General features: G+C 56.9%; 21 protein-coding genes and 1 pseudogene. 10 read left to right on the top strand and 12 right to left on the bottom strand.

The features are described 5' to 3' along the window. Positions 1 to 66 precede the first annotated feature (66 nt). The 7 genes from IE099_RS10380 to IE099_RS10350 all read right to left on the bottom strand — a co-directional run bounded on the left by IE099_RS10380 (position 67) and on the right by IE099_RS10350 (position 7318). Entirely contained in the window at positions 67 to 891 is an 825-nt protein-coding gene (locus IE099_RS10380; protein ID WP_189569862.1) for a hypothetical protein, read from the bottom strand. Between the two features lie 46 nt (positions 892 to 937). Next, complete coding sequence (locus IE099_RS10375) at positions 938 to 1480, bottom strand: hypothetical protein (RefSeq protein WP_189569861.1); 543 nt, start codon at positions 1478 to 1480, stop codon at positions 938 to 940. Positions 1481 to 1527: 47 nt separating this feature from the next. Then, positions 1528 to 2148, bottom strand: coding sequence for a signal peptidase II (locus IE099_RS10370; RefSeq protein WP_189569860.1), 621 nt, complete (start codon positions 2146 to 2148; stop codon positions 1528 to 1530). A 35-nt stretch (positions 2149 to 2183) separates the two neighbouring features. Continuing rightward, positions 2184 to 4847: an isoleucine--tRNA ligase gene (gene ileS, locus IE099_RS10365; protein WP_229809474.1), complete on the bottom strand. Its 2664-nt coding sequence runs from the start codon at positions 4845 to 4847 to the stop codon at positions 2184 to 2186. Between the two features lie 172 nt (positions 4848 to 5019). Beyond that, positions 5020 to 5445: a TA system VapC family ribonuclease toxin gene (locus IE099_RS10360; RefSeq protein ID WP_189569858.1), complete on the bottom strand. Its 426-nt coding sequence runs from the start codon at positions 5443 to 5445 to the stop codon at positions 5020 to 5022. A gap of 68 nt (positions 5446 to 5513) precedes the next feature. Continuing rightward, positions 5514 to 5795 (bottom strand): hypothetical protein, encoded by a 282-nt coding sequence (locus tag IE099_RS10355; RefSeq protein WP_189569857.1) that lies wholly within the window; start codon positions 5793 to 5795, stop codon positions 5514 to 5516. 107 nt (positions 5796 to 5902) lie between these two features. Beyond that, a complete protein-coding gene (locus tag IE099_RS10350; protein WP_189569856.1) occupies positions 5903 to 7318 on the bottom strand; it encodes a sulfatase family protein in 1416 nt (471 codons plus the stop codon). 178 nt (positions 7319 to 7496) lie between these two features. On the opposite strand from IE099_RS10350, the gene IE099_RS10345 reads away from it, so the two are divergent. Together IE099_RS10345 and IE099_RS10340 are read left to right on the top strand one after the other, a co-directional pair. Next, positions 7497 to 8357 (top strand): hypothetical protein, encoded by an 861-nt coding sequence (locus tag IE099_RS10345; RefSeq protein WP_194598384.1) that lies wholly within the window; start codon positions 7497 to 7499, stop codon positions 8355 to 8357. A gap of 56 nt (positions 8358 to 8413) precedes the next feature. Then, positions 8414 to 10312: a hypothetical protein gene (locus IE099_RS10340; RefSeq protein ID WP_189569854.1), complete on the top strand. Its 1899-nt coding sequence runs from the start codon at positions 8414 to 8416 to the stop codon at positions 10310 to 10312. Positions 10313 to 10412: 100 nt separating this feature from the next. On the opposite strand, the gene IE099_RS10335 is transcribed toward IE099_RS10340, so the two are convergent. Continuing rightward, positions 10413 to 11315 carry a dienelactone hydrolase family protein gene (locus IE099_RS10335; RefSeq protein WP_189569990.1) on the bottom strand — a complete coding sequence of 301 codons (903 nt, stop codon included), beginning with the start codon at positions 11313 to 11315 and terminating at the stop codon, positions 10413 to 10415. Positions 11316 to 11437: 122 nt separating this feature from the next. On the opposite strand from IE099_RS10335, the gene IE099_RS10330 reads away from it, so the two are divergent. The 6 genes from IE099_RS10330 to IE099_RS10305 all read left to right on the top strand — a co-directional run bounded on the left by IE099_RS10330 (position 11438) and on the right by IE099_RS10305 (position 18949). Then, positions 11438 to 12355 (top strand): hypothetical protein, encoded by a 918-nt coding sequence (locus IE099_RS10330; protein ID WP_189569853.1) that lies wholly within the window; start codon positions 11438 to 11440, stop codon positions 12353 to 12355. A gap of 8 nt (positions 12356 to 12363) precedes the next feature. Next, a complete protein-coding gene (locus tag IE099_RS10325) occupies positions 12364 to 13275 on the top strand; it encodes an ATP-grasp domain-containing protein (protein WP_189569852.1) in 912 nt (303 codons plus the stop codon). Between the two features lie 102 nt (positions 13276 to 13377). Continuing rightward, positions 13378 to 13914, top strand: a complete 537-nt coding sequence (locus tag IE099_RS10320) for a sigma-70 family RNA polymerase sigma factor (protein ID WP_189569851.1) — start codon at positions 13378 to 13380, stop codon at positions 13912 to 13914. A gap of 1 nt (position 13915) precedes the next feature. Further along, positions 13916 to 15277 (top strand): FecR domain-containing protein, encoded by a 1362-nt coding sequence (locus IE099_RS10315; RefSeq protein WP_189569850.1) that lies wholly within the window; start codon positions 13916 to 13918, stop codon positions 15275 to 15277. Between the two features lie 4 nt (positions 15278 to 15281). Beyond that, positions 15282 to 17513 (top strand): PSD1 and planctomycete cytochrome C domain-containing protein, encoded by a 2232-nt coding sequence (locus IE099_RS10310; protein ID WP_189569849.1) that lies wholly within the window; start codon positions 15282 to 15284, stop codon positions 17511 to 17513. A 5-nt stretch (positions 17514 to 17518) separates the two neighbouring features. Beyond that, entirely contained in the window at positions 17519 to 18949 is a 1431-nt protein-coding gene (locus tag IE099_RS10305) for a DUF1501 domain-containing protein (protein WP_189569848.1), read from the top strand. 7 nt (positions 18950 to 18956) lie between these two features. Here the strand turns inward: IE099_RS10305 and IE099_RS10300 are convergent, their stop codons facing one another. The 4 genes and pseudogenes from IE099_RS10300 to rpmH all read right to left on the bottom strand — a co-directional run. Continuing rightward, a complete protein-coding gene (locus tag IE099_RS10300; protein WP_189569847.1) occupies positions 18957 to 19382 on the bottom strand; it encodes an RNA-binding S4 domain-containing protein in 426 nt (141 codons plus the stop codon). Positions 19383 to 19393: 11 nt separating this feature from the next. Beyond that, positions 19394 to 20290: a polyprenyl synthetase family protein gene (locus IE099_RS10295; RefSeq protein ID WP_189569846.1), complete on the bottom strand. Its 897-nt coding sequence runs from the start codon at positions 20288 to 20290 to the stop codon at positions 19394 to 19396. A 35-nt stretch (positions 20291 to 20325) separates the two neighbouring features. Then, on the bottom strand, positions 20326 to 20700 hold the full coding sequence (gene rnpA / locus IE099_RS10290; protein WP_189569845.1) for a ribonuclease P protein component: 375 nt from the start codon (positions 20698 to 20700) through the stop codon (positions 20326 to 20328). Between the two features lie 140 nt (positions 20701 to 20840). Then, positions 20841 to 20972, bottom strand: a pseudogene (gene rpmH / locus IE099_RS10285) (50S ribosomal protein L34); the annotation flags it as partial. 172 nt (positions 20973 to 21144) lie between these two features. Here rpmH and IE099_RS10280 point away from each other — a divergent pair. Beyond that, entirely contained in the window at positions 21145 to 21411 is a 267-nt protein-coding gene (locus IE099_RS10280) for an HPr family phosphocarrier protein (protein WP_189569843.1), read from the top strand. A 47-nt stretch (positions 21412 to 21458) separates the two neighbouring features. Further along, complete coding sequence (locus IE099_RS10275; protein ID WP_189569842.1) at positions 21459 to 22946, top strand: arylsulfatase; 1488 nt, start codon at positions 21459 to 21461, stop codon at positions 22944 to 22946. The last annotated feature ends 42 nt before the right edge of the window (positions 22947 to 22988 follow it).

The raw sequence follows: 22988 nt of genomic DNA, 5'->3' as shown, positions 1-22988 counted from the left end.
CCCACTAACGTCCCACAGCTAGCGATGGGCTCAAGTTCTAATTCGCCATGACACTTTCCGGTTGTGTCACATTTCAGGGCGCCCGTCTGCCCGATCCTGAGTTGAGGACTCGTTTCGATAGGAAATCTCGCCCACCAGCCCCCCGCCGTATCGGGCTCCCAAGCGGCTCTCGATTGGAATCATAGGAAATGTGACAGCCGCAGTATCGTCACCTCGTGAGGATTTGCGCTGAATCCACCAGATGAGCCAAGAAACGAAAGCCGCGACCAGTGCGAAGATGGCTAGGAGGGTCTTGGGAAGGCTCGGGCGTTGTTCCTCCGGGCTGGCCAGACGGGTTTCCAAGTTCTCGGCTAATTTTTCCCCCAGCTCGTAGAGGTATTCGGATTCGGAAGAACTTTTGGACTCCAGCTGGATGAACTCCTGCATGGTTTCGATGGCCTCGTAGTCCGGAAGCTTCCAGTCTTTCGCCCGAGGCTCCCTGGGCAGACCATCGACCTTGGTCAGGGCAAAGGCCATTGTCTTAAGGTCGGTGTCACAAACGAGAACGAGGCCTTCCCGTTCCCTCCCGAGCCAATGGTCACGAAAGAGTTCGGCCTTTTCCGAGACTCCACTGCCAATGATTCCAGAATAAGCCACAAAGAAAACAGAGAAGCCGTAGTTGTCCTCGATGGCCTGAAAACGGTCGGAAAGTCGCTGAAATTTATCAGGCTCATCTTTAAAGATCTCTCCGAAGTCTACCAGCTTGTGAGCGGGAGCATCACCGAGCTCCGACTGCTGTCCGGTCGCGAGATCCTCTTGCCCCACCTGCTGCGCCGCCAACGGAAAAATCAGAAGGGCCAGAGGGAAAAGAAGCTTGAGGAGGGCGGTTCTCACGTCTTGTTGCAGCTTCATTGCGTCAGCCCGAAAGAGCCAGCAGAAAGGCTGCCAGCCGCTGGAATCACGGGGTTTGCCTTCTTTTCTTATGAGGCTTGAACTCAGTCCGGACCTCCTTGAAATCGGAGTCGTAGTAGGTCCGCTCCTCTCCTTCCTCCGTGCGAAAGTATCTGTGGACTTCCAGCTTTTTGATCAGTTCGTTGACCTCCTGCTCGTCCTTGAGATTCCAGCACCATTCGGAAGAATCGCTTTCAGGGTATTCGATGAAACAACCCAGAAGCCGGGGCTTCACAATCAGGGCGAGGTTCTCCTCATCCCGAACGTTGTGACTCTGTCGGTAAACTCGGTAGGAGTGCTTCGAACTCTCGTCAAAGCGACCCTCTAGATACGCGACTTGATGATGGCGGTTGTAGGCCACCACGTGTCCGTCCCGGAAGTGATAATAGCTTCCGTTTGGATCGCAGAGGCAGCTGCCCCAACGGGTGCGATAGTTGCTCTTCAGCTCGCCAGGAATGAGAAAAGTGAGCCCGAACAATGCCGCGAGAGTGGCGGGGAGGAAGATGAGAGCGATGGCGAGTTTCGAGTCCTTTTGCGCTACCCCATCCATCCAACAACTAAACCATGGTCGTCAAATCAGGTGCGCGCCGTACGGGCCTACTTCTTCTTCGCCGCCTCCTCGCGGAAGCTCGAGATCACCAGCAGAACCGCAGCGACCGAAATGCAGGAATCGGCGACGTTGAAGGTGGGCCAGCGGTAGTTGACGAGGGGGATGGTGATATCCAAAAAGTCCACCACGTAGCCCGCCGAAAAGCGCTCCCACCAACTGCCGTCCTTGACCCGATCCAGCCAAAATCCCTGGAACAGCCGATCAGTCACGTTGCCCGCGATTCCGGCAAAGAGGAGCACGCAGGCGGTCTTCATCATGGGGGTGGCAAAGGCTCCTTTTTTCCAGAAAGTCAGAAGGAGAGTCACCGCAATGAGAGGAACGAGGAGAAAAACAATCGGCGCCCAGCTGCTGCCATTACCGAAGCCAAAGGCGACGCCCTGATTGTGAACCCGGGTGATGTTGAAGAAGTTCTCAATCAGCACGATGGGCGGATCGGCAGTCCCGAAAGAGGGGGCGAGGATGACTTCGCCATTCTTGTCCAGCTGTCTGATGATGGGAGGCTCCTCGAAGCGAAAGACAATCCACCACTTCGTAATCTGATCGATTACATAGAGCGGCAAGGAAATGAGCAGCAACAGCTTGCCGAGTGGCTTGAAGGAGGTGGACATGACGAGCGGAAGAGGGGCAATCGAGACAAGTTGATTTAGTTCGTGACCGAATGGCAGCGCTCGCAGAGGCCGGCCCCGTCGACTGCTGGTTCGTAACGACGGCAGCGCGGACACATGGGGTGCTCGCTCTTGCTGGCGCTGGCCTTGAGTTCGTCGCCTTGTTCGATTTCCATTTCGGCTACGATGAAAAACTCTTTCACGAAAACCGGATCCTCTAACAGGGAGAGGCAGGGGTGATTCGCGGGAACGGTGAGGACCACTTTGGCCTCGTTGTTCTTCTTGAATTCCTTGGCCTGCACCAGCGGTTCGATGGCAGACTGCACCAGATCGCGGATTTCGAGCAGACGGTTCACCAAGGCGGTGGACTCGCCTTTGCCGAAGCGCTCATCGGGTTCGGGGAAGAGTTGTTCGTGGACGCTGCCCTCGCGGCCCGCATGCTCCCAGGCTTCCTCCGAAGTGAAGGCAATGATGGGGGCGAGGAGGCGAACGAGGGAGTCGAAGACTTGATAGAGTGCGGTCTGGCTGGCGCGACGACGGACGTCATCCTCCGCGTCGCAGTAGAGCCGGTCCTTGGTCATGTCGATGTAGAGCGAGCTCAGGTCATGAGCGCAGAACTGATTGACGGCGGAGAAGACTTTGCGGAACTCGAAGTTCTCGTAGGCTTTCAGGGACTCGGTGACGATGACGTTGAGACGCTCCAGGATCCAGCGGTCGATGACCGTCATGTCCTCCGGCGCCACGGTGTGCTGGGTCGGGTCGAAGCCGTCCAAGTTGCCGAGGAGAATCTTGAAGGTGTTGCGCAGACGACGATAGGGATCGCCCACTTGCTGGAAGAGGTCTTCGCCGAAGGGCACCTCGTTCTGCCAGTCGACCGAGCTGACCCACAGACGAAGGATATCTGCTCCATACTTGTTGTAGAAGTGTGCGGCATCGGTGGGCTTGCCTTTCTTCTTGTCGTCACTCTTGGAAGTCTTTTTACCGGTGTCCTTATCGACCACGAAGCCGTGGGTCATGACCGTCTTGTAAGGAGCGACGTCGCGATAGCCCACGCTGAGCATGAGCGAGCTCTGGAACCAACCGCGGTGCTGGTCGGTGGCCTCGAGGTAAAGGTCGGCGGGGACTCCCACGTTCGGGTTCTTTTCCATCACTGCGACGTGACTGGAACCCGAGTCGATCCAGACGTCGAGGGTGTCTGTCGCTTTCTTCGAACCAGCCGGTAGACCCAAATCGGCTACCCACTCTTCGTCGGATTTTTCGAACCAAACGTTGGTGCCTTTTTCGGCGACGATGTCGGCGATCTTGCGCACGGTTTCGGCATCTAACAGCGCGTTGCCATCGGGGCCGAAGAAAACAGGAAGGGGAACGCCCCAGGTCCGCTGGCGCGAGATGCACCAGTCCGGCCGCGCCTCCACGGTGCCGTAGATACGGTTGCGGCCCCAGTGTGGCAGCCAGTTGACCTTGTCGATCTCCTCCATCGCCTTTTCGCGAATGCCATCCAGCGAGATGAAAAATTGTTCCACCGCCCGGAAAATGATGGGGGTCTTGGAACGCCAACAGAAAGGATACTGGTGCTCGTAGGTTTCCGAGCCCAACAGCGAGTCGCGCTCGGTAAGCATTTCCACGATGCGCTCGTTGCACTTGAAGACGTGCTGACCCACCAACTCGGGCACGCCGCATTCTTCGGTAAAGAGGCCGCCGTCGTCGACAGGCGAGAGAACTTCCAGTCCGTTCGCGAGGCCGGCCACGTAGTCATCCGCGCCATGGCCCGGTGCGATGTGGACCGCGCCGGTTCCGGTTTCCGCCGTCACGAAGCCACCAAAGATGACCTTGGAGGTGCGGTCGAGGAAGGGGTGCTGGGCCTCGAGACCTTCGAGGTCTTTGCCCGACAGCTCACGCATGTCACCGGCGGGTCTCCAGCCAGTCTTTTCGGCAAACTGATCGAGCAAATCGCGGGCGATGATGAGCTGCTTGCTGGCCCCATCCTTCTCGAAAGTTCCCACCACGTAGATGAAGCGCTCGTGGACTGCGATTCCCAGGTTGGCAGGCAAGGTCCAGGGAGTCGTGGTCCAGATGACCAGCGAGGTTCCCGACAGATCGCCGCCGATGAGGGTGAAGGGAACGTAGACCGCGGTGCTCTTCTTGTCCTGATACTCCACCTCGGCCTCGGCCAGAGCGGTGCGGGCACCATAGGACCACTGCACGGGCTTCTTGCTCAGGTAGACGCGGTCTTTTTCCACCAGCTTCGCAAAGACCCGGAGAATATCGGCCTCGTAGCTCGGGGCCATGGTGAGATAAGGATTTTCCCAATCCCCAAAGACGCCCAAACGGCGGAAGCTGGCCTTCTGGATGTCGATCCATTTGCGGGCAAATTCTTCGCAGAGAGTGCGGATTTCCGCAGGCTCCTTGTCGCGGGCATCCTGCATGACCTTGAACTCGATGGGCAGGCCATGGCAGTCCCAACCGGGCACGAAAGGCACCTCGAAACCTGCCATCGACTTCGACTTCACCACAAAGTCTTTCAGCACCTTATTGAGCGCCGTGCCCATGTGGACATCGCCGTTGGCAAAGGGAGGACCGTCGTGCATCACGAAGCGGGGGGCGCCACTTTCGCGACGCTTGGCCAGAATTCGATCGTAGATCTTGCTTTCCTCCCAGCCTTGCAGCCGCTCGGGTTCCTTGTTCACCAAATTCCCCTTCATTGGGAAAGTGGTTTTCGGTAGGCAGATCGTTTCCTTATAGTTGACCGGATTCTCGCTCATGTTGCAGGGGCGGGGACCCTAGAGACCAAACGCCGTTTTCGCAAATCTAAAGGAACAGCAGAAAATGGGGTCTCAAACCCAGTCTGGAGGGAGGGCCTATCCCCCATCCTTATCAAGCGAGAACCATCAAAGCCTGCGCGCCGCCGGGAACGAGGCTGGCGTCGATGCGCTTATCGAAGGTCGCCATTCGTCCTTGATTCTCTATTGCCAGAGCCAAGAGATACTGGTCCGTCAGGGCTTTGACCCCGCCCAATTGAGGGAACCGTTCTTCGTCCAATAGGGAAATAGAGTCCGGCCAGAACTGATGTCCCGGGGCGGCGCAGAGGGCGAACAATAGGTCACGCGAGGCTTTTGTGGAACCGGGCCCATTCTCGATGTTGGGATTTCCTAAAATCCGCACGAACCCATTTTCGGTCAATGGACAGGTCGCCCAGCCTGTTTTGAATAGACCTCTGAAAAGTGTCTTCGCTTTGAGATGAAAAGGATTTTGCTCGTAGGCGAGGGCGATCAAGACGTTGGTATCGAGGAGAGTGATCATTTGTAGATAGCCTAAAGAGGGTGGCTCAGTTGACGAGATCGTCGTGCATAGACGAAAAAGGATGCGCTCTAGAGAAACGCCCGGTTCATGTCGTCTTCGCCTTCTACATCTTTAATGTGGTCCAGAAGTGTCTGGCCGGAAGGAAACCCTTTCATCTTAGTGAGAACCGGAAGCCCAAGGTCATTGAGCTCAAACTTTTCCGGATCCAAGTTGTTGAGGGGATCATCCTGAAACTGAATCTCTCGGCGGAGGGCATGTTCAACCATGGCCTTCAGGGTCGTGCGCCTTCGGGCCGCTACCGCTTTGGCCTCCACAAGAAGAGCATCAGGTAAATCAAGCGTGGTCTTCATATGGGTCACTATATGGTTTTATGGGTCAAAGGCAAGTTTCGCTCTATTCTGCCCTGCTTGACCGTGCCTTGGCGGCAGGGCCAGAGCATTCTCGATAATTCCGTCGCCTAAATTTCCACTCCACTCAGATCCAACGGATCCCCGTGCTCTTTCAGCAATGCTTTCAGCTGTTTCAAGAGATCGGCGGCGCGCTCTTTTTGCTCGGGTTGGGTGATGAGGTCGTTCATCTCGTGGGGGTCTTTCGCGAGGTTGAAGAGGCGGAGAGTTTGGGTCGCGGGATAGACGATGAGCTTGTAGTCGCCGACGCGAATCATGCGCTGGCAATTGATGTAAGAACCCAGGACCGCTTTCCGCCCGGAAGCATTCCCAGCCTCCTTGGCCAAAGGCATGAGGCTCTCGAACTCCACAAAATCCGGTTTGGGCATCTCGGCGAGTTCCAAAGCCGTGGGCACGATATCCTGGAGGTAGACCAGAGCATCGCGACGCTCGTTGGCGGGAATGCCGGGGCCGACGAGGATGAGGGGGGGCTTCACGCTGTGCTCATACTGATTCTGTTTCCCAAGCAAGCCGTGTTCTCCGCAGGCCAGGCCGTGGTCGGCGGAGTAGATGATGATGGTGTTGTCGCGTTGGCCGGACTCGTCGAGGGCCTTGAGAATTCGACCGATTTGGGCATCCATGTGGGTGATGAGGGCATAGTATTCGCGGCGGTGAACCCGAACCGCGAGCTCGGTGCGGGGCAGGGGGGCGAGGTTTTCATCACGAAGGAGGCTGTCTTTCTTCCCCTTCAATTTCATGGCCTCCATGTGGGGATATTCCGTCTGGTAGTTGACCGGAACCTTGATTTTGTCCGCTGGATATTTGTCGAGATACTCTTGGGGTGCCTGTCTGGGGTCGTGGGGGGCGTTGAAAGCGAGATAGAAGAAGAAGGGCTCGTCCTTTTTCGCGGCTTCCTGAAAGTAAAGCTCGGCATCGTCGGCCACGACCTCGGACCAGTGCTTTCCGCCTTTCCAAAAGCCTCCAAACTTCGGATCCGCAGGGTCCCAGGTATCGCTGCCATCAGCGAGGGGGCGTTTGTAGCCGGCGGGGGTCTGGTTGGGCATGCCGGGGCGCTTGTTTCGCACTTCATCAAAGATTTTCTCCGGCTGGGCCTTGGCGTGCCACTTGCCGGTGAAGTAGGTTTGGTAACCCGCCTGTTTCATCAGCTGGGGCCATGTCTTTCCGCTTTCAATGAGATTTTTGGCTCCTTCCGGGTTGTCCAGCGCTTCGGCGTGCCAAAGGGAGCGCCCGCTCAGGATCATGGTTCGCGAGGCGATGCAGACGGCTCCATTCCAGGCACCCATATTGTAGGCGTTGGTGAAGCTCGTGCCCTGCTGGACGAGTTGGTCGAGGTTGGGGGTCTTAATTTCCTCATTCCCCAAAGCGGCAATGGAGCTGTGAGCCTGGTCATCGGCAAAGATGAAAAGAATGTTGGGCTTGGCGGGCAAAGTCACCGCGAGCCCCAAGAGGAGGAAAAGGGATTTCATGTGGAAGAAACGGAACAAATTTGCGCCAGATTACAAGCGTTCCGGATTTTGCGCGAAATGGAGGAGAGGGTCGCGGGGAGTGTTTTTCAAAGAGCCGGATTAAGAGAAATGAGGCTCCACTGCGGCTGCTTCTGGAGGAAAATTCCTCTCCCCCCTCGCCAGCTTGGGGCTCTATAAAATGGCGATTCGGACCACTGTTCTTCAAGATTTTGCCGTGTTTGGACAAGTCCGGTGGACCCTGCCTGAAGTTGAGGGTAGGGTTGGCGAGATTTTGAATTCGCGACCTTTCATCCTCTTTGTGGTCCTTTTTCTCCTTCCATGGGGAGTTTGGTTGCTCTGGGACAAGTTACCGGAAGGACGGATTCCGCTTCCCTTCGTCGAACGTGTGCCTCCGTCTCCCGAGCCGGACCCGGCGAAGTATCGGCTAATGATTGCCGAGCTTGCGGAGCAACGGGCGGGGCTGGCCAGTCGCTATTCGGCTGCCGGAGATGAGGAGGAACGCCGCAAGATAGAAGACGAAGCCCGGGTGCTGTTAGAAGGTGTGATGCCGGCCTTGATGCAATGCTGGTTGGGGACTCCGTGGGACTTCAATGGAACTTCCGAAACTCCGGGTGAGGGGACGATCGCCTGCGGCTACTTTGTCTCGACGGTTTTGCGGGATGCGGGTTTCCGGGTGGAGCGCTTTCGTCTCGCTCAGCAGGCTTCTCAGAATATCATCGCGACCTTTCTCCCTCGGAGTGAGATGCACATTCGGGTCTCCACTCCCTATCAGGATTTTCTGGAAGAAGTGGTTTCCCGCGGGGCGGGAGTGCGGATTGTGGGTTTGGACAATCACGTCGCCTTTCTGGTCGTGAGTAAGGACGGGACGGTTCGCTTCATCCATTCGTCGGGTGCCAGGCCGTGGGCTGTAGTTGATGAGGCTCAGGAACAAGCAAAGGTGTTGCAGGCCTCCAATTATCGGGTGACTGGCAACTTGACTGGGAATCGGGAGGTTTTGCGGAATTGGCTTACTGCTGTCGATTGGGAAACTCGGACCTAGAGGTCGGTTATTTTCAGACTGGCGATGCGAGAGAGGAGGCGTTAGCTTTCAGGAAGATGAAATTTTCCGGTCTTTTTGCCGCCCTTGCTTTGCCTCTCGGGGCTCAGGTCTATACGCCACCCAAGCCCCAGCCAGCTCCAGCGGTTCCCACGGATTCTGCCCCAGCATCCAACAACAATCAGAATCAAAGCCAATCCCCATTTGGGCAGGAGGTTCCTTTGCTCGATCCTTCGGCAGAGACGGTGACCGTCGCAGGCGTGACGATCCCGTTGGGTGATAGCCGGGTGATCAAGGCGCGCTTTGAAAAGTATCTGAACGAACCCGCCGAGGATGGCGAAGCCGCAAGGGAATATCGCGAGAATATCGATGAGATTCTCGACCTACTTTCTCCGCAACGCTTGGCGAGTTTGACTGGTCAGCGTGGGTCGGGTCCGAACTTGGCCGAGGCCTTCAAGCTGTTGCCCGAAGCCGCTACCTATCCGGGCGACGCACGACTTTCTTCGACTTTGGCCGAGGCCGTCTACACCGCGATGTTGGCGAAGAAAGACGGTAGCAACCTGCGCATGATCAATGAGAAAATGGACGAGGAGCGCGCCAATGTTGCCCGCAAGGCGGACGAGATGGCACGCAACGAACGCGCCAACCGCTTGGGGCAGGAAAAGAAAGTGACCGAGACCAGCGAAGGTCGTGTCGAGGAAACGCTTTCTCCCGGTGTCGGCGAGCAGTCCCTGCGCTATCAAGAACATTTGCGCCGCCTGGCTGAAATTGAAGTTTTGAAAAAGGCCAACGTGGTCCGCACCGAGATGGGGGTTGTGCAGTCGAAGACTCAATACCAGGTCACCATGGCCCAGTGGTTTCTGCAACGACGCTTCCAGCATGTGCTGATGGCTTCCCGCTTCTACAATCAGATTTGGCGAGATGGTGACCGCACGCTGCGCATTGAGGAAGATTCCGATGTCTCCAAGCTCTTCTCGGAATCCCTTGGTGCCACGCCCACGATTGCGACGCTGGATTCCTTGGCCTCCGAAGCCATTCGGGATTCGGAAAAAGCGATCAGTGCCTTCGAGTTTCTTCTGGAGCGTGGCGAAATTCACAATGCCTCACAGCGTTTGATGGAGGCTTTCGCTTTGGGTGAGTATTTGACCCCCGTGGCGACGTTACCGCGTGAGAAAAAGAGGCAGGTGCAGGGTTACATCACCGACCTGAACCTCCTCTATGGAGCGATGCAAGCGCGTGATTATGGACGGGCCCAAGAACTCATCACATCGCTCAAGGCAGCAGCAAAGGACTTTCCAGCTGCCAAAGCTGAAGGAGCAGTCGCGGGCTACACCCTCGCCTCCGATCTCGCTATCGAGGAGGCTAAAGCGAGCTTGTTGGCCAAGCAATCGGACAAGGCCGCCGAGTCCATTAAGCAAGCTGCCTCCATCTGGCCCACCAATCCCAAATTAGAAGAATTTAAAAACATGGTCGGGAGTAGCTCCGAGCTGGTGACTTCTCGGAATGACTTCGATCGCCTTTTGTCTGAGAGCAATTATCGGGAGATAGCCAAGCGCGCCGAGGAGGGTGAGTTCATTCTGGCGGTGCGCGGGGATGAGGAGCGGACGGCGGCTCTCAAGCAAATTACGAGCAATCTGCGCAAGATTGAAGGAGCCATTATGCAGGCTTCCGAGTTTTCCAAGCGAGGTGCCGACTATGCGGCCTATGAGCAGCTGGCGCGCATTCGCGAGGAGTTCCCGGATGATCCCAAGCTGGGCCGGGAGATTGAGTTGCTCGCTCCGCGCGTGGCAGATTTCACCAAAGCCATCGACAATGCCGAGAAGCTTAAGAATCGTCGCGAGCCTCAACTCGCCTCTGCCCTGGCCCATTACTTGGAGGCCCAAGCCATCTATCCCGACTCCGAATTGGCGGAAGCCAATATCGAAATGCTGCTTGAGGAGATTTTGCCGAATGGTTAGAGGCACTCAGACCCTAGAGCCAAAGCGCCAAGGGGTGAGATCTTAGAACAAGTCCTTACTCTTAAATCTTCTCCCTTCGGGTCCTTCGTGCAAAGCCTTGTTAGCTCAGGTGCTTCTTGAAGAATTCGAGCGTTCGGGTCCATGCGAGCTCCGCCTGCTTCTCATCGTAGCGACTGGTGGAGTCGTTGTGGAAGCCGTGGTTGGCCTCGGGATACATGTGCATGGTGTAGTCCACTTTCGCCTCTTTGAGATCTTCTTCGTATTCGGGCCAGCTTGCGTTCACCCGCTTGTCCAATTCCGCCAATTGAATCATGAGCGGGGCCTTGATGTTCTTGCGGATTTCCTCCGCAGCAGGAGTTCCATAGAAGGGCACCCCGGCGTTGAGTTGTTCGGGGATAGTGGCCGCTAACATGTTGACGATGTAGCCGCCAAAGCAGAAGCCAACCGCGCCCAACTTGCCATTGCTCATGTGATGTCCTTTGAGGAACTTGGCCGCCGCGATGAAGTCTTGCTCCAACTTGGCCCGGTCCATCCCGCTTTGCAGGGTCCGTCCCTGGTCATCGTTGCCGGGGTAGCCACCTACGGGATAGAGTCCATCGGGTGCGAAAGCCACGAATCCGGCTTTGGCCAAACGGCGGGCAACATCTTTGATGTAGGGATTGAGACCGCGGTTCTCGTGAATCACCAGGACGACGGGGGCCTTGTCTTCAACCTTGGTGGGAATGACGAGATAGCCTTGCCCTTCGGCATGACCTTTGGGGGAGGGGAAAGTCTCGTAGGTCGCCCGAATCTCGGGGTCATTGAAGCTAACTTGCTCGGCCGCCGCGTAATTGGGCAGGAGAGCTGACATCAGGGTGCCCATTGTGAGCGTTGCGGTGGTGATCGTGCCGAGTCTGGTGAGAAAGGTGCGTCGGTCGATCATTCCATGGGCGTATTCGTCGTACCAATCGAAGGCTTCTTGTGGAATTGGATGGGAGGTGGGGAGGGAATCGGTACTAGACATGAGCAAATCGAAGTGGACTGCTAAGCCATAACGCAAGGACCGGCAGATGACAAGGCGGCCAAGCGAACTTGCCATGGTATTTTCGATGGTGAAAAATGCAGCTGGTGCTCTATGTTGTCGCTATGAAAGTTCTCACTTCCGCTCTTCTTCTGTTAGGTTGTCTCTCCCTTAGCGCTCAAGAGGCATGGGTCTCATTGAGCAAGGTGGGAGGTTTCAGCGCCTGGAAGGGCAAAGTGGCCTTGTTCAAGGTTCAAGAAGAGGTCAGTCAGCTTCCCCTGGAGTTTCGTGGTCCGGGCGCGAACTCCTTTGCGGTTAGCAATGCGGTAAAGGAGGAGAACGGTCTATTGTTGTTAGAGATTGAATTCAAGCCCACTACCGAGCGGGGATACTTCTCGGCCGAGCTCGTGGTCGGCTCTGGAGATGGGGCTCAGGTTGTGCAGTTGCGGGGGGTGGCGACCGCTGCTTTGGAGGGAAAGAATGAGCCTCCTTTGCAAGAGCTGTTAGACGCTCTCGGCGCCAATCTGGACGCGGGGGGAAAGGATCTATCGCTCGATAGCAAGGCAACCAAAATTGGAGACTCGGTGAAGGCCAGTCAGTTCGAACCCGTGGGAGATGGGGCGGTGCGCTTGACGCCGCTAGCCCGTTATTCTCCACCGGGTGACGCGCCATTCGGTCTTGCTATCCCGAATGGCAAGGAGTTCACCTTGCAAGCGGTGGGTAGTCTTGCAGCCACGACTCCTGCTCGTCCGGATGCGCATCAAACCTTGCGCCCGCCTCTTGCAACAGGCGCTCCCAATGTCACGGTGGTCGACGCACCGAAGCGCTTTGGCCTCTTCCTGGAAGCTCACAAATACACCTCCCTGACTTTCCCTGGCAAGTCAGTCGGAGCTCCCATCAAACATACGGCTCGCATTTATCCGGTTGAAGCATTGGGAGGAAAAGCCCTGCAGAATGCCTACATCGTCGGTTTCGAGGAGGCTTCCAACGGCGACTATCAGGACGCGGTGTTCTTAATCGAAGGAGTGAAGGCGGTGAAGTAGGCAGGACTATGAGTGCGCCTATTGTCCTCTTTCCCCATCAGCCATTTTCGTCCGGAGTTCCGGATTCTGAGTTTGCGTCCGAATACGAAGCCGCCCGTTGGTTGGGATTTTCAATCGGCTTTTATAGTCATGAGGATGTTGAGGCGGGAAGCCTCACTGAGGCTCTTACTGGCCTTCCTCCCGGCAAGGGCCAGCTTTTGATTCTGCGAGGTTGGATGCTGGCGGGCGAAAGTTATGCCCTGCTGTATGCGGCATTGCTGGCCAAAGGCTATAGCCCGGCGGTGGAGCCCGTTGCCTACGAAGAGGCTCATTATCTGCCCCTGGCCTATCGTCATTTGGTTGGTGAAACATCCCGTTCAGCCTGGATTGAAGGAGAGAATCCGGAGGAAGCTTGGGAGCTCTATCAGGGGTTCAGGACAGAGGATGCCATCATCAAGGATTGGGTGAAATCGGCAAAGGCCAAGTGGAAAGACGCTTGCTATCTGCCTGCCCACACCGAGCGAGAACGCTTTCTCGAGATGTTTTCAATCTTTCGCCGCGAGCGTGGCAAACTTTTTAACCGTGGGGTTGTTATCCGCGAGTTTCTTCCAATCGTGGAGCGTGGAAGTGATGTCGGCGGACTACCTGTCATTGAGGAGGTGCGCCTTTTCTTTTGGCAAGGGAAGGTGGTCGTGCCGCCCCAAGGACGGTCACCGAATCCCATGGATGAGCGGGAGCGCTGGGAAGAAATTGCGAGGAGGTTTCAATCCCGCTTCATTACCATGGATGTGGTCTATCTAACCGATGGCACTTGGAAAATAGTGGAAGTCGGGGACGCGGGAGTATCCGGGCTTCCAATTACTCTTGATGCCGGGCGGTTCTTTGCGGCGCTCTGGAATCATCTGCAGGAAGACGCCAGCGGGTCAATTGTGGCCGGCTGATGGGTCACCGGGTAAAGGTCCAAGGGGAGACCTCGATTCTGCTTTCTCGAAAAAAACGAAGTTTTTCGTCACACTCCGTTTTCGATCGCTATTAGTAGGTAAGTGGAAAGCCCTTTGTCAGCCGAGCAAGAAGAAGAGCTCGTGAACCTCATCGCCCAGCAACAGCCCGTGTTGCGGGTCTTGATCCGCGCCATGGTTCCGGGGCGGGCGGATTGTGAGGACATCCTGCAGGAGACCAATCTGGTGCTCTGGCGCAAACGCGATTCCTACGAGATGGGCACCAATTTCAATGCCTGGGCGGGGACCATTGCCCGGTTTCAGGTGATGGCATGGCGAAAGAGGAGCCAGGCCAACCGGCTGCAAACCTTCGATGACGAGGTGCTTGAACGCCTCGTGGAATCCACCTGCGAGCGCTGGGGGAATCTACCGGATCGGCGACAGGCACTCCGGAAGTGCATGCAGGGGATCTCGGAAGACAACCGTTCCCTCATCGAGCACCGCTACTTTACAAAAAGCTCTCTCGCTGATTTTGCCAAGGCTCAGGGTCAGAGCTTTGCCTCCGTGAGAAAGAAGCTGGAGCGACTTCGCGCCAGTCTACGAGATTGCATCAACCGCCAATTGGCACAGGAAACCGACTGAAATGAAACGCACCGAACTAGAAGCGCTGATCGCCAAGTCGCTGGAAGACTCACTCTCCGATGGGGAGAAGGAGACCTTGGCCGAGTTGTTGCGGGAAGATGACGAAGCCCTCGAGCTCTTTACCGATACCCTCGGAACTCAGGTTCTGTTAGAGAATTGGCAGGAAGAGAGCAAGGTGGTGTCCTTTCCGAAAAAGAGGTGGCGTCCGCTCGCTCTGGCGATTGCCGCAGGATTGGTCCTCGCTGTTGTTTGGCAAACGCTGCTGACGAACAAGCCGGAGGAGTCAATTGCGAAGACTTCTTCCCTGCCTGTTACTTTGGTTGCTGCGGAGATGAGATCCATTGAGATGCCGAGTGGGGTTTTGGTGGAGGTCCAAGGACCCGCGGAGTATGAGATCACCGGGGATAATGAGATGATTCTCGCGAGCGGCCGGCTGACCGCGGACGTTCCTCCTGAGGCGACTGGCTTTCGGGTGATGACTCCCAATGGCGATGTCATTGATCACGGCACCCGGATTGGGGTGGCGGTTGGAGAAAGGCAGACCGAGCTGCATGTCTTCGAAGGCAAAGCCGAGGTTCTTTTGCCTGCGGAAGAAGTCTCGGCCATGGTCGGGGTGGGGGAAGCCGTGCGGGTGAATCATCCGGACAATGCTGGCTATGAGCCCATTCCCCTCAGCATGGCGAGCTTCGGTTGGCACACGATGCCGAGCAACGAACGCATCGAGTTTGACTTCGAGCCGGGCAGTCCAGAGTGGCAGATCACCATGCAGGGGAGCGAGAGTGATCGCGGTGATCGCCCTGCCACCGAGCTCACGGCGGGTCTGGCACGCTTCGCTCTGGTGGAAGGTCAGGTGGGTTTCCCAACCGCCCCAGACCAGGTGGGTGGCTTCCATGCCGCCTATCGATTCCCTCCCCACCGTGGCCAGGGACGGATCATGCCTCTGCCTTTTCACTGGCGGGACTCGATGGAGAGCCTGTGCTTGAGCTCGCCTCCGTTTCATCTTGACCGGAAGGGCGGCTCGCTGACCGCTTATCTAACAGGTGGACGTGGTCATGCCGAGAATCCGGGGCTCAGCCGGGAAGCTCTTCCGAAGGACTCGAGCGGCGAAGGCTTTCTCGGACTTGTTCTACGGCGGGTGAGCGACGGGCGCTATCTTTGCTCGGTGCGGCGTCCGGCAGGCAATTTTTACGAGTGGTCGCAAGTTGAGATCTCCCAGCGGGAGCTCGCTGAGGCGACTGCGCAGGATTCTCCCGAAGAGATCTACGTTCTCGATTTGGTTGATACCTACCGCGATCCTTCTTGGAGCTGGATCGGCCTCGACTCTGTTTCCGTGCCGGGTCGCTTGGCCTCTTCGCAAAATTGATGTTATGAAATTCATTTTCCTTTTTCCCTTGTTGGGCACCTTTGCCGGGGCCGAGGTGAACTTCAGCTATGAAGTCTTGCCGGTGCTTTCCGACACTTGTTTCCATTGCCATGGACCGGATGAAAATACCCGTGAGGCCAAGCTGCGTCTCGATACCGAAGAGGGTTTGTTCTCCGAGGTGGGAGGAACTCCTTTAGTCAAAAAGGGTGATCCCATGGGGAGCCTGCTCTATCAGCGAATCATTGCGAAAGATGAGGATGACGTCATGCCGCCTCCCGACAATCACCGGCAGTTGTCCGAATCTGAAAAAGACACCATCAAGCGCTGGATTGAAGAAGGGGCGGAGTGGGGAGATCACTGGGCCTTTGAAGCGATCAAAGCGGTTGAGCCAAAAACAGACTCTCCATGGATAAAGAACGAAATTGATTCCTTTGTCTTGGAAAAGCTCACCGAAGAGGGGCTTACCCCGTCTCCCGAGGCGGACGCCCGCACACTCCTCCGCCGGGTGTCGCTGGACCTCACGGGTCTCCCCCCAGCGCCGGAAGTGGCGGAGCGATTCTTGTCCGAATCCGAACAAGGCGACGAAGCTTATGAGCGCCTTGTCGATAGTCTGTTGGACTCGCCCGCTTATGGCGAACGGATGGCGGCGGTCTGGATGGAGGTTTCACGCTTTTCCGAGAGTGATGGCTATCAGCTCGATCAGGTCCGCTCCCAGTATCCTTGGCGGGATTGGGTGATCCGGGCCTACAATGAGAATCTCCCATACGATCAATTCATCATCGAACAGACTGCGGGTGATCTTTTGCCCAATGCCACCCCGGAACAGATCATCGCCACCGGCTTCAACCGGAATCACATGATCAATGGAGAAGGGGGAGTGGATCCGAAGGAGACCCGTATTGAAGTCGTCGCGGATCGCGCTGAAACCACTGCAACGGCTTTTCTCGGTTTGACCATGGGCTGTGCGCGTTGTCACGATCACAAGTTCGACCCCATCACGCAGAAGGATTACTTCAGCTTCTTTGCCTACTTCAACAATATCGATGAGAACGGTCAGGCGGGGCACAATGCAAATCCTTTCCTAACAGTTGAGGTGTCGGCGGAGGAGCGCAAGCAGGTCGAAGACTATCAAGCCAACACCAAGCACCATCAAATCAAGTTTCCGGAAGGGAATACGATTCAGGTGGCGGTTTTGAAGGATCGTGAAGGAGAGCCGCGCAAAACCTATCTCCTGGACCGGGGAGCCTGGGACCAACCGACTGAAGAAGTGGAACCTGCCCCTCCCGCCTTCCTGGACTTTGGACCACTTCCACCCAATCGTCTGGGTCTCGCGCAGTGGATGACCGCGGATGAGAACCCTCTGACCTCGCGGGTGGCGGTGAACCGCTTCTGGGAGCTCTTCTTTGGGAGAGGGATTGTGAAAACGCAGGAAGACTTTGGAATCCAAAGTGCGCGTCCCTCTCACCCTCAACTACTCGACTGGTTGGCGGCAGACTTTCAGGCCAACGGCTGGGATGTGAAGCGTTTGCTGAAACAGATTGTGACGTCCGCAACCTATCGACAGACCTCAAAGCGGGACGAGCTTGCTCAGAAGCGGGACCCGGAAAACATCCTCCTCGGACGGGGGGCGCGCTTTCGCCATCCTTCCTGGATGATCCGCGACCAGGCTCTGGCGGCTTCGGGTTTGCTGAACACCGAGTTGTTCGGTCCTTCCGTGCGACCTTATCAGCCGCGAAATATTTGGTTCACCCCGACTGCGGGAAAGATTCGTTATGAGAGACACCACGGTGAAAGGCTTTATCGAAAGAGTCTCTATACCTTCTGGAGGCGCACGACCGCCCCTGCCAACCTGTTCGATGCCAGTCCGCGGCGAATCTGCGAGGTCAATGTGCGGCGGACCAATACTCCCCTTCACGCTCTCGTCACCCTGAATGATGTGACCTATGTCGAGGCGGCGCGAGTGATGGCGCAATCACATCAAGGCCCAGTGGAGGAGGCGATTGCCACGATGTTTGAAAAGCTTCTTTTGCGCCAGCCAACCGATGAAGAGCAGCGGGACCTGCTCGCACTCTATCAAGATACCAAGACCCACTATGAACAAAGCCCCGATGAGGCAACCCAGCTGATTGGCTACGGAGACCATCCTTCGGATGACTCCGAGCCTGCCGCACTAGCGGCGCTGACCAATGTTGCCCTTCTCCTTGTCAATACCGACGAAGCCCTTAGCCACCAATAGAACTGATGAATCCACTCTTTGACCACCGCATGAATATGTCCCGCCGCCATCTCTTGGGAACGGCGGGTTATGGAATCGGGGCTGCCGCGTTGGCCCAGCTTTGCCAGGCTTCGGGGACTGAAAGCCTCATCACCGACCCCGTGGCGCACTATGCGCCCAAGGCCAAGAGGGTCATCCATCTGACGATGTCGGGGGCTCCCTCGCAGATTGAGACCTTTGACCACAAGCCCCAGTTGGAGCAGTTCAACGGGACGGTTTTGCCGGACTCCGTTCGAATGGGTCAGCGGGTGACGGGGATGACCGCGCAGCAAAAGCAAATTGTGCACGGAAGCCTTCACAAGTTCCAACGCTATGGAAAGTCAGGCGTGATGTTGAGCGAGCATCTGCCTCACACGGGCTCCATCATTGACGACCTTTGCCTGATCAAGTCGGTCTCGACTGATCAGATCAATCATGCGCCGGCGATGACCTTTATGCTAACTGGCCATCAGATCGCAGGGCGGCCGAGCATGGGGTCTTGGCTGACCTATGGTTTGGGGAGTCCCAACAGTGACCTGCCCGGATTTGTCGTTCTGGCGTCCAAGGTCAGCAATGCGGGGGGACAGCCGCTCTATGATTATTACTGGGGCCCGGGATTCCTCCCGGGAAAAAATCAAGGGGTGATGCTGAGGTCCGAGAAGGATGCGGTGCTTTATCTGCAGAATCCTCCCGGGGTCTCGACTGAAGTGCGCCGGACGATGTTGGATCGATTGGCGGCCTTCAACGAGCGGCAGGCAGCACAATTTGGTGATCCGGAGATCCGCACCCGCATCGCCCAGTATGAACTCGCCTATCGGATGCAGCAGTCCGTGCCCGAGTTGACGGATTTGAGCGGCGAGTCGGAGGCGACCTACAAGCTCTATGGGGAAGATGCGCGTCGTCCTGGAACTTTTGCAGCCAACTGCTTGTTAGCCCGTCGACTCGCCGAGCGGGGTGTGCGCTATATTCAGCTCTTTCACCCTGGATGGGATCACCATGACGGCATCGATAGCAAGCTGAAGCAATATTGCAAAGACACCGACCAAGCGAGTGCCGCGTTGGTGAAAGACTTGAAGCAACGGGGCATGCTGGATGATACCCTCGTAATCTGGGGAGGTGAGTTCGGACGCAGTCCGGTGATCCAAGGGAAAATCGGAGAGGCCAGTGCCGGTCGCGATCACCATCCTCGCTGTTTCAGCATGTGGATGGCGGGTGGGGGAGTGAAGCCCGGCGTCTACGGCGAGACGGATGACTTCTCATTCAACGTCGTGCAGGACAAGGTGCATGTGCACGACCTCCAGGCAACGATTCTCCACCTCCTCGGGCTGGATCACGAAAAGCTCACCTTCAGGCATCAGGGGCGGGCCTTCCGCCTGACGGATGTGCACGGCCATGTGGTGAAAAAGATTCTGGTTTAGCGGCGGTCTATCCTTCGTCACCGAAGAAGGGATTGTGGGGAGTATCCCGACTCTTGTTCCACTCGCGGCGCTTCTTCTTGGTCATGCGGCCTTGGTCGCCTTCTTGGCGGAAGAGACGTTCTTCGCGGAGGATTTTGCGCTTTTCCTCCACCTCTTTCAACACGTCGGCAGAGGTGTGGTCGATGATGGCTTCGCGGGCGAGGGGAGCGGAAACCCGCGTCTCTAACAGCTGCACGACCTCAATGTGCCGCACGTGGGTATTCTCGGGGACTGTGACGTCGAGGTGGTCTCCGATTTGGAGAGAGGCCGAGGGCTTGAGCGCCTTTTGGGCACGCTTGATCTTACCCGCCTGACAAGCCTTTGTAGCCAATGAACGCGTCTTGTAAAGACGGACTGCCCAAAGCCATTTGTCGAGTCGGCAACTTTCAGACATGGGGTTGATTCCTAGTATTCGCGGTCCAGCAGATAGTGGGCGATCTGCGAGAGGTGGGCTGCTTTTTCGCCGAAGGGCTCCAGCGCGGCCAAGGACAGGTCGGTGAGCCGCTTGGCTTCCTGACGGGATTCTTCCAGACCGAGAATCGCGGGATAGGTGGACTTGTTCACTGCTTCGTCCTTACCTGCAGTCTTGCCGAGAGTGGCAGTGTCGGCGGTGACGTCGAGGACGTCATCGATGACCTGGAAGGCGAGGCCGAGGTTGTAGCCGAAGGTGGTGAGCGCGTCCAATTGCCCGGCAGTGGCATCCGCGGTCATCGCGCCCAGTCGGATGGAGGTCGTCAGGAGAGCGGCAGTCTTTCTCTCGTGAATCGCGATCAGCTCGTCGTGGCTGAGAAGGGTGTCTTCGCCTTCTCCCTCAAGGTCCAGCACTTGGCCGCCAATCAGCTTCAGGGAACCGGCGCAAACTGCGAATTCCTTGAGGTAATCGGCAACGGTGAAGCTGGTAGCTGGTGGGGTCTGGGCAATGAAGTGGAAGGCCTCGGCCTGCAGGGCGTCGCCGGCGAGAATCGCGAGGGCTTCGCCGAAGACAACGTGCGAGGTGGGACGGCCACGGCGCAAATCGTCGTCGTCCATCGCCGGCAAGTCGTCGTGCACGAGGGAGTAAGTGTGAAGCAGTTCGGTGGCGCAGGCGGGAAAGAGCGCTGCTTCTTCGCTGCCACCACAGGCTTCCGCCGCAGCGAGGGCAAGGATGGGACGGAGTCTCTTTCCGCCGGCAAAGACCGAGTAGCGCATCGCTTCGTGGATCTTGCTGGGGGAGGTCAGGTCCGAGGGGAGGTGGGCGTCGAGGTGGCCGTCAATGAGACTGACCTTTTGGCCGAGGTAAGTTTTGAAGTCGTCGCTTGGCATCGTTCGAGTGAGATTCGGAGTTGTGGGCGCAAGAATCAAGACTGCGCTTCGTGATTTGGAATGGGTGCGCGAAGAAGTTTCTGCTTTTTTACCAGAGAGAGGACTTCGCGGCTGATCTCCTGATAGGTGGCCTCCTTGGCTCGCCAGCGGGCAATGAAGACCAAGTGGTAACCGGGGCTGATCCTTTCCCCCTGTTCGACCAGCACCGAGCGAATCAGTCGTCGGATATGATTTCGCTCGTGGGCTTTTCCGGCCTTTTTGGAAGTGATGAGAGCGTAGCGAAAGTGGTCCAATTGCGGTTGGGGCAGCGCGGCGAGGACGAGAAACCTGCCGCTCACGGATTTCCCCTTCTCCCGCACTGCCTGAAAGTCGGCGCGGTCGTTGAGGGTCAGCTTGCGGGGAAGTTTCATGACTACGAAAAAACCGGAGCGGAATCATCCGCGCCGGTTCAATGGTAAAAAATTAGAGTCGTGCGGAGGGAATCCGCCACCGGGCACTACTTGGTGTTGTGCTGGACGGTGTGACGCTTGAAGTGAATCTCGGCACCTTTCGGCAAAAGGCGCTTACGGCCCTTGCGACGACGCTTGGAAAGAATATCGCGGCCAGCCTTGGTAGCCATGCGGGCGCGGAAGCCGTGCTGACGTTTGCGGACGCGTTTGGAGGGTTGGAAGGTGCGCTTCATGATAATCTATTCTTAAAGTTGGGTGCCTTTTGGCGGGTGTCGGACTCCCGCCGGAGGGGGCGAAAGGGGCGGAAGACTAGTCATCGGGGGCGGGGTGTCAAGACAGGAGAAACACTTGCTAAAAAATATTCCTTCCCCGTCCCCGCTGGTGCGATTAGTCTCCGCCCGATTCATGGCCTCCACAAAGACATTCACGGTTAATAACAAGCTCGGGATTCACGCTCGTCCTGCCGCGCAATTCGTGAAGATTGCAAGCCGCTTTGACTGCGAGATTCGCGTCGAAAAGGATGATGAAGAGATTGATGGCAAAAGCATTATGGGACTTATGATGCTCGCCGCCGGACATGGTTCGCAACTACAAGTTACGGCTGATGGAAGCGATGAAGAGGAGGCATTGGCGGCCTTGGAAGAGCTCGTGAATCGCAACTTCGAGGAATAGTTTTTGCTGGTTTCTTTCCTGCCAAAGGGCGGATAAAATGGCCTCCAATGAGGCGTTTTTGGCTATTTTTTCTCAGCTCGGTTGTTTTTTCTTCAGCTTTCGGGAGGCCAAATCTGGTTTTTATTCTCGCCGATGACCTCGGCTGGGGCGAGTTGGGCTGCTATGGGCAGGAGAAAATCAAGACCCCGAATTTGGACCGGCTGGCTGCTGGAGGGGTCCAACTGATGCGGCACTATGCGGGAGCCCCGGTTTGCGCGCCTTCCCGCTGTGTGCTTTTGACGGGCAAGAGTCTTGCCCGGGCTGAGATTCGGAACAATGGCGACTCCAAGAACGGTCGCAAGTTCCCCGGTCAGTGGCCGATCAGCGAGGAAGCCGTAACCCTTGCTGAAGTTCTACAATCCGCGGGTTACCGCACGGGTGGGTTCGGGAAGTGGGGGTTGGGGCCCACCGATTCCAGTGGTTCTCCCCTTCGGCAAGGCTTTGATCGCTTTTATGGCTACAATTGCCAGCGCAACGCCCATTCCTTCTATCCTCCTTTCCTGGATGATGACGAGGGAGTGGAGATTCTCAACGACCCTGCGATTCCCGGCCACGCGAAGAAACTGCAGGGCGAAGTCTTGGCCGAGACCTATTGGGGTCAGGTCTATGCGCCGGACCGGATACTCGAGGAGGCGCTGGAATTTATAGAGGCTCACAAAGAAGAGCCTTTCTTTCTCTACTGCCCTTTCGTGGAGCCCCATGTCGCGATGCATCCACCCGCCGAGTGGGTGGATCGGTATCCCAGGGAGTGGGATGAGGAGAAGGGGGTCTATCGTGGAACGAGTGGATACTTGCCCCATCCCCGGCCCCGGGCGGGCTATGCCGCGATGATCTCCGATCTGGATGAGTATGTGGGGGCGGTGATGGATAGGCTGGAAGAGCTCGAGCTGGCGGAGAATACGCTTATCGTCTTCACCTCTGACAATGGGACGACCCACCGGGGAAGTGACCCTGACTTCAATATTGGCGGGGTGGACCCGGACTTCTTCAATTCCCTCCGTGGTCTGCGGGGATTCAAGGGGTCGGTGTATGAAGGGGGACTGCGCGTTCCGGCGATTGTCCGCTGGCCAGGAAGAATCGAGCCGGGTGGTCGTAGCCATACCCCCAGCTACTTTCCCGATTGGTTCCCGACATTCTGCGCCGCAGCCGGGGTGGTGCCGCCTTCGGGCATGGATGGGGTCAATCTGTTGGAGGAGCTTGTTGGAGAGAAGACTCTCGTGAGGGAGGTGCCCATGTTGTGGGAGTTTCATGGATACGGAGGGCAGGTCGCTGTCATTGATGGCGATTGGAAAGCGGTCTGGATGGGGTTTGCCCGAAAAGGAAAGCGTCCACCATGGGCTCTCTATCATCTGAAGACCGATCCGGCGGAGGCGAAGGACTTGGCTAGCAAGGAGCCAGAGAAGCTGAGGGAGCTGCAATCAGTCTGGCATGAGAACCGAAGCGACCATGAGCGCTATCGGATCGCGCCCCTGAAAGAGGAATTGAGTTCACCCTGAAAATGGGACTGGCTTGTTTTCGGTGAAGAAGTGGGGCAGGTT

This window comes from Roseibacillus persicicus (assembly GCF_014651675.1).
Classification (GTDB): domain Bacteria; phylum Verrucomicrobiota; class Verrucomicrobiia; order Verrucomicrobiales; family Akkermansiaceae; genus Roseibacillus; species Roseibacillus persicicus.
This window is presented reverse-complemented; position numbering and strand designations above follow the sequence as displayed.

Bases quoted from the DNA above. Each gene is read 5' to 3' on its own strand.
- IE099_RS10380 (WP_189569862.1), bottom strand. From the start codon at position 891: ATGAAGCTGCAACAAGACGTGAGAACCGCCCTCCTCAAGCTTCTTTTC.
- IE099_RS10375 (WP_189569861.1), bottom strand. From the start codon at position 1,480: ATGGATGGGGTAGCGCAAAAGGACTCGAAACTCGCCATCGCTCTCATC.
- IE099_RS10370 (WP_189569860.1), bottom strand. From the start codon at position 2,148: ATGTCCACCTCCTTCAAGCCACTCGGCAAGCTGTTGCTGCTCATTTCC.
- ileS (WP_229809474.1), bottom strand. From the start codon at position 4,847: ATGAAGGGGAATTTGGTGAACAAGGAACCCGAGCGGCTGCAAGGCTGG.
- IE099_RS10360 (WP_189569858.1), bottom strand. From the start codon at position 5,445: ATGATCACTCTCCTCGATACCAACGTCTTGATCGCCCTCGCCTACGAG.
- IE099_RS10355 (WP_189569857.1), bottom strand. From the start codon at position 5,795: ATGAAGACCACGCTTGATTTACCTGATGCTCTTCTTGTGGAGGCCAAA.
- IE099_RS10350 (WP_189569856.1), bottom strand. From the start codon at position 7,318: ATGAAATCCCTTTTCCTCCTCTTGGGGCTCGCGGTGACTTTGCCCGCC.
- IE099_RS10345 (WP_194598384.1), top strand. From the start codon at position 7,497: ATGGCGATTCGGACCACTGTTCTTCAAGATTTTGCCGTGTTTGGACAA.
- IE099_RS10340 (WP_189569854.1), top strand. From the start codon at position 8,414: ATGAAATTTTCCGGTCTTTTTGCCGCCCTTGCTTTGCCTCTCGGGGCT.
- IE099_RS10335 (WP_189569990.1), bottom strand. From the start codon at position 11,315: ATGTCTAGTACCGATTCCCTCCCCACCTCCCATCCAATTCCACAAGAA.
- IE099_RS10330 (WP_189569853.1), top strand. From the start codon at position 11,438: ATGAAAGTTCTCACTTCCGCTCTTCTTCTGTTAGGTTGTCTCTCCCTT.
- IE099_RS10325 (WP_189569852.1), top strand. From the start codon at position 12,364: ATGAGTGCGCCTATTGTCCTCTTTCCCCATCAGCCATTTTCGTCCGGA.
- IE099_RS10315 (WP_189569850.1), top strand. From the start codon at position 13,916: ATGAAACGCACCGAACTAGAAGCGCTGATCGCCAAGTCGCTGGAAGAC.
- IE099_RS10310 (WP_189569849.1), top strand. From the start codon at position 15,282: ATGAAATTCATTTTCCTTTTTCCCTTGTTGGGCACCTTTGCCGGGGCC.
- IE099_RS10305 (WP_189569848.1), top strand. From the start codon at position 17,519: ATGAATCCACTCTTTGACCACCGCATGAATATGTCCCGCCGCCATCTC.
- IE099_RS10300 (WP_189569847.1), bottom strand. From the start codon at position 19,382: ATGTCTGAAAGTTGCCGACTCGACAAATGGCTTTGGGCAGTCCGTCTT.
- IE099_RS10295 (WP_189569846.1), bottom strand. From the start codon at position 20,290: ATGCCAAGCGACGACTTCAAAACTTACCTCGGCCAAAAGGTCAGTCTC.
- rnpA (WP_189569845.1), bottom strand. From the start codon at position 20,700: ATGAAACTTCCCCGCAAGCTGACCCTCAACGACCGCGCCGACTTTCAG.
- IE099_RS10280 (WP_189569843.1), top strand. From the start codon at position 21,145: ATGGCCTCCACAAAGACATTCACGGTTAATAACAAGCTCGGGATTCAC.
- IE099_RS10275 (WP_189569842.1), top strand. From the start codon at position 21,459: ATGAGGCGTTTTTGGCTATTTTTTCTCAGCTCGGTTGTTTTTTCTTCA.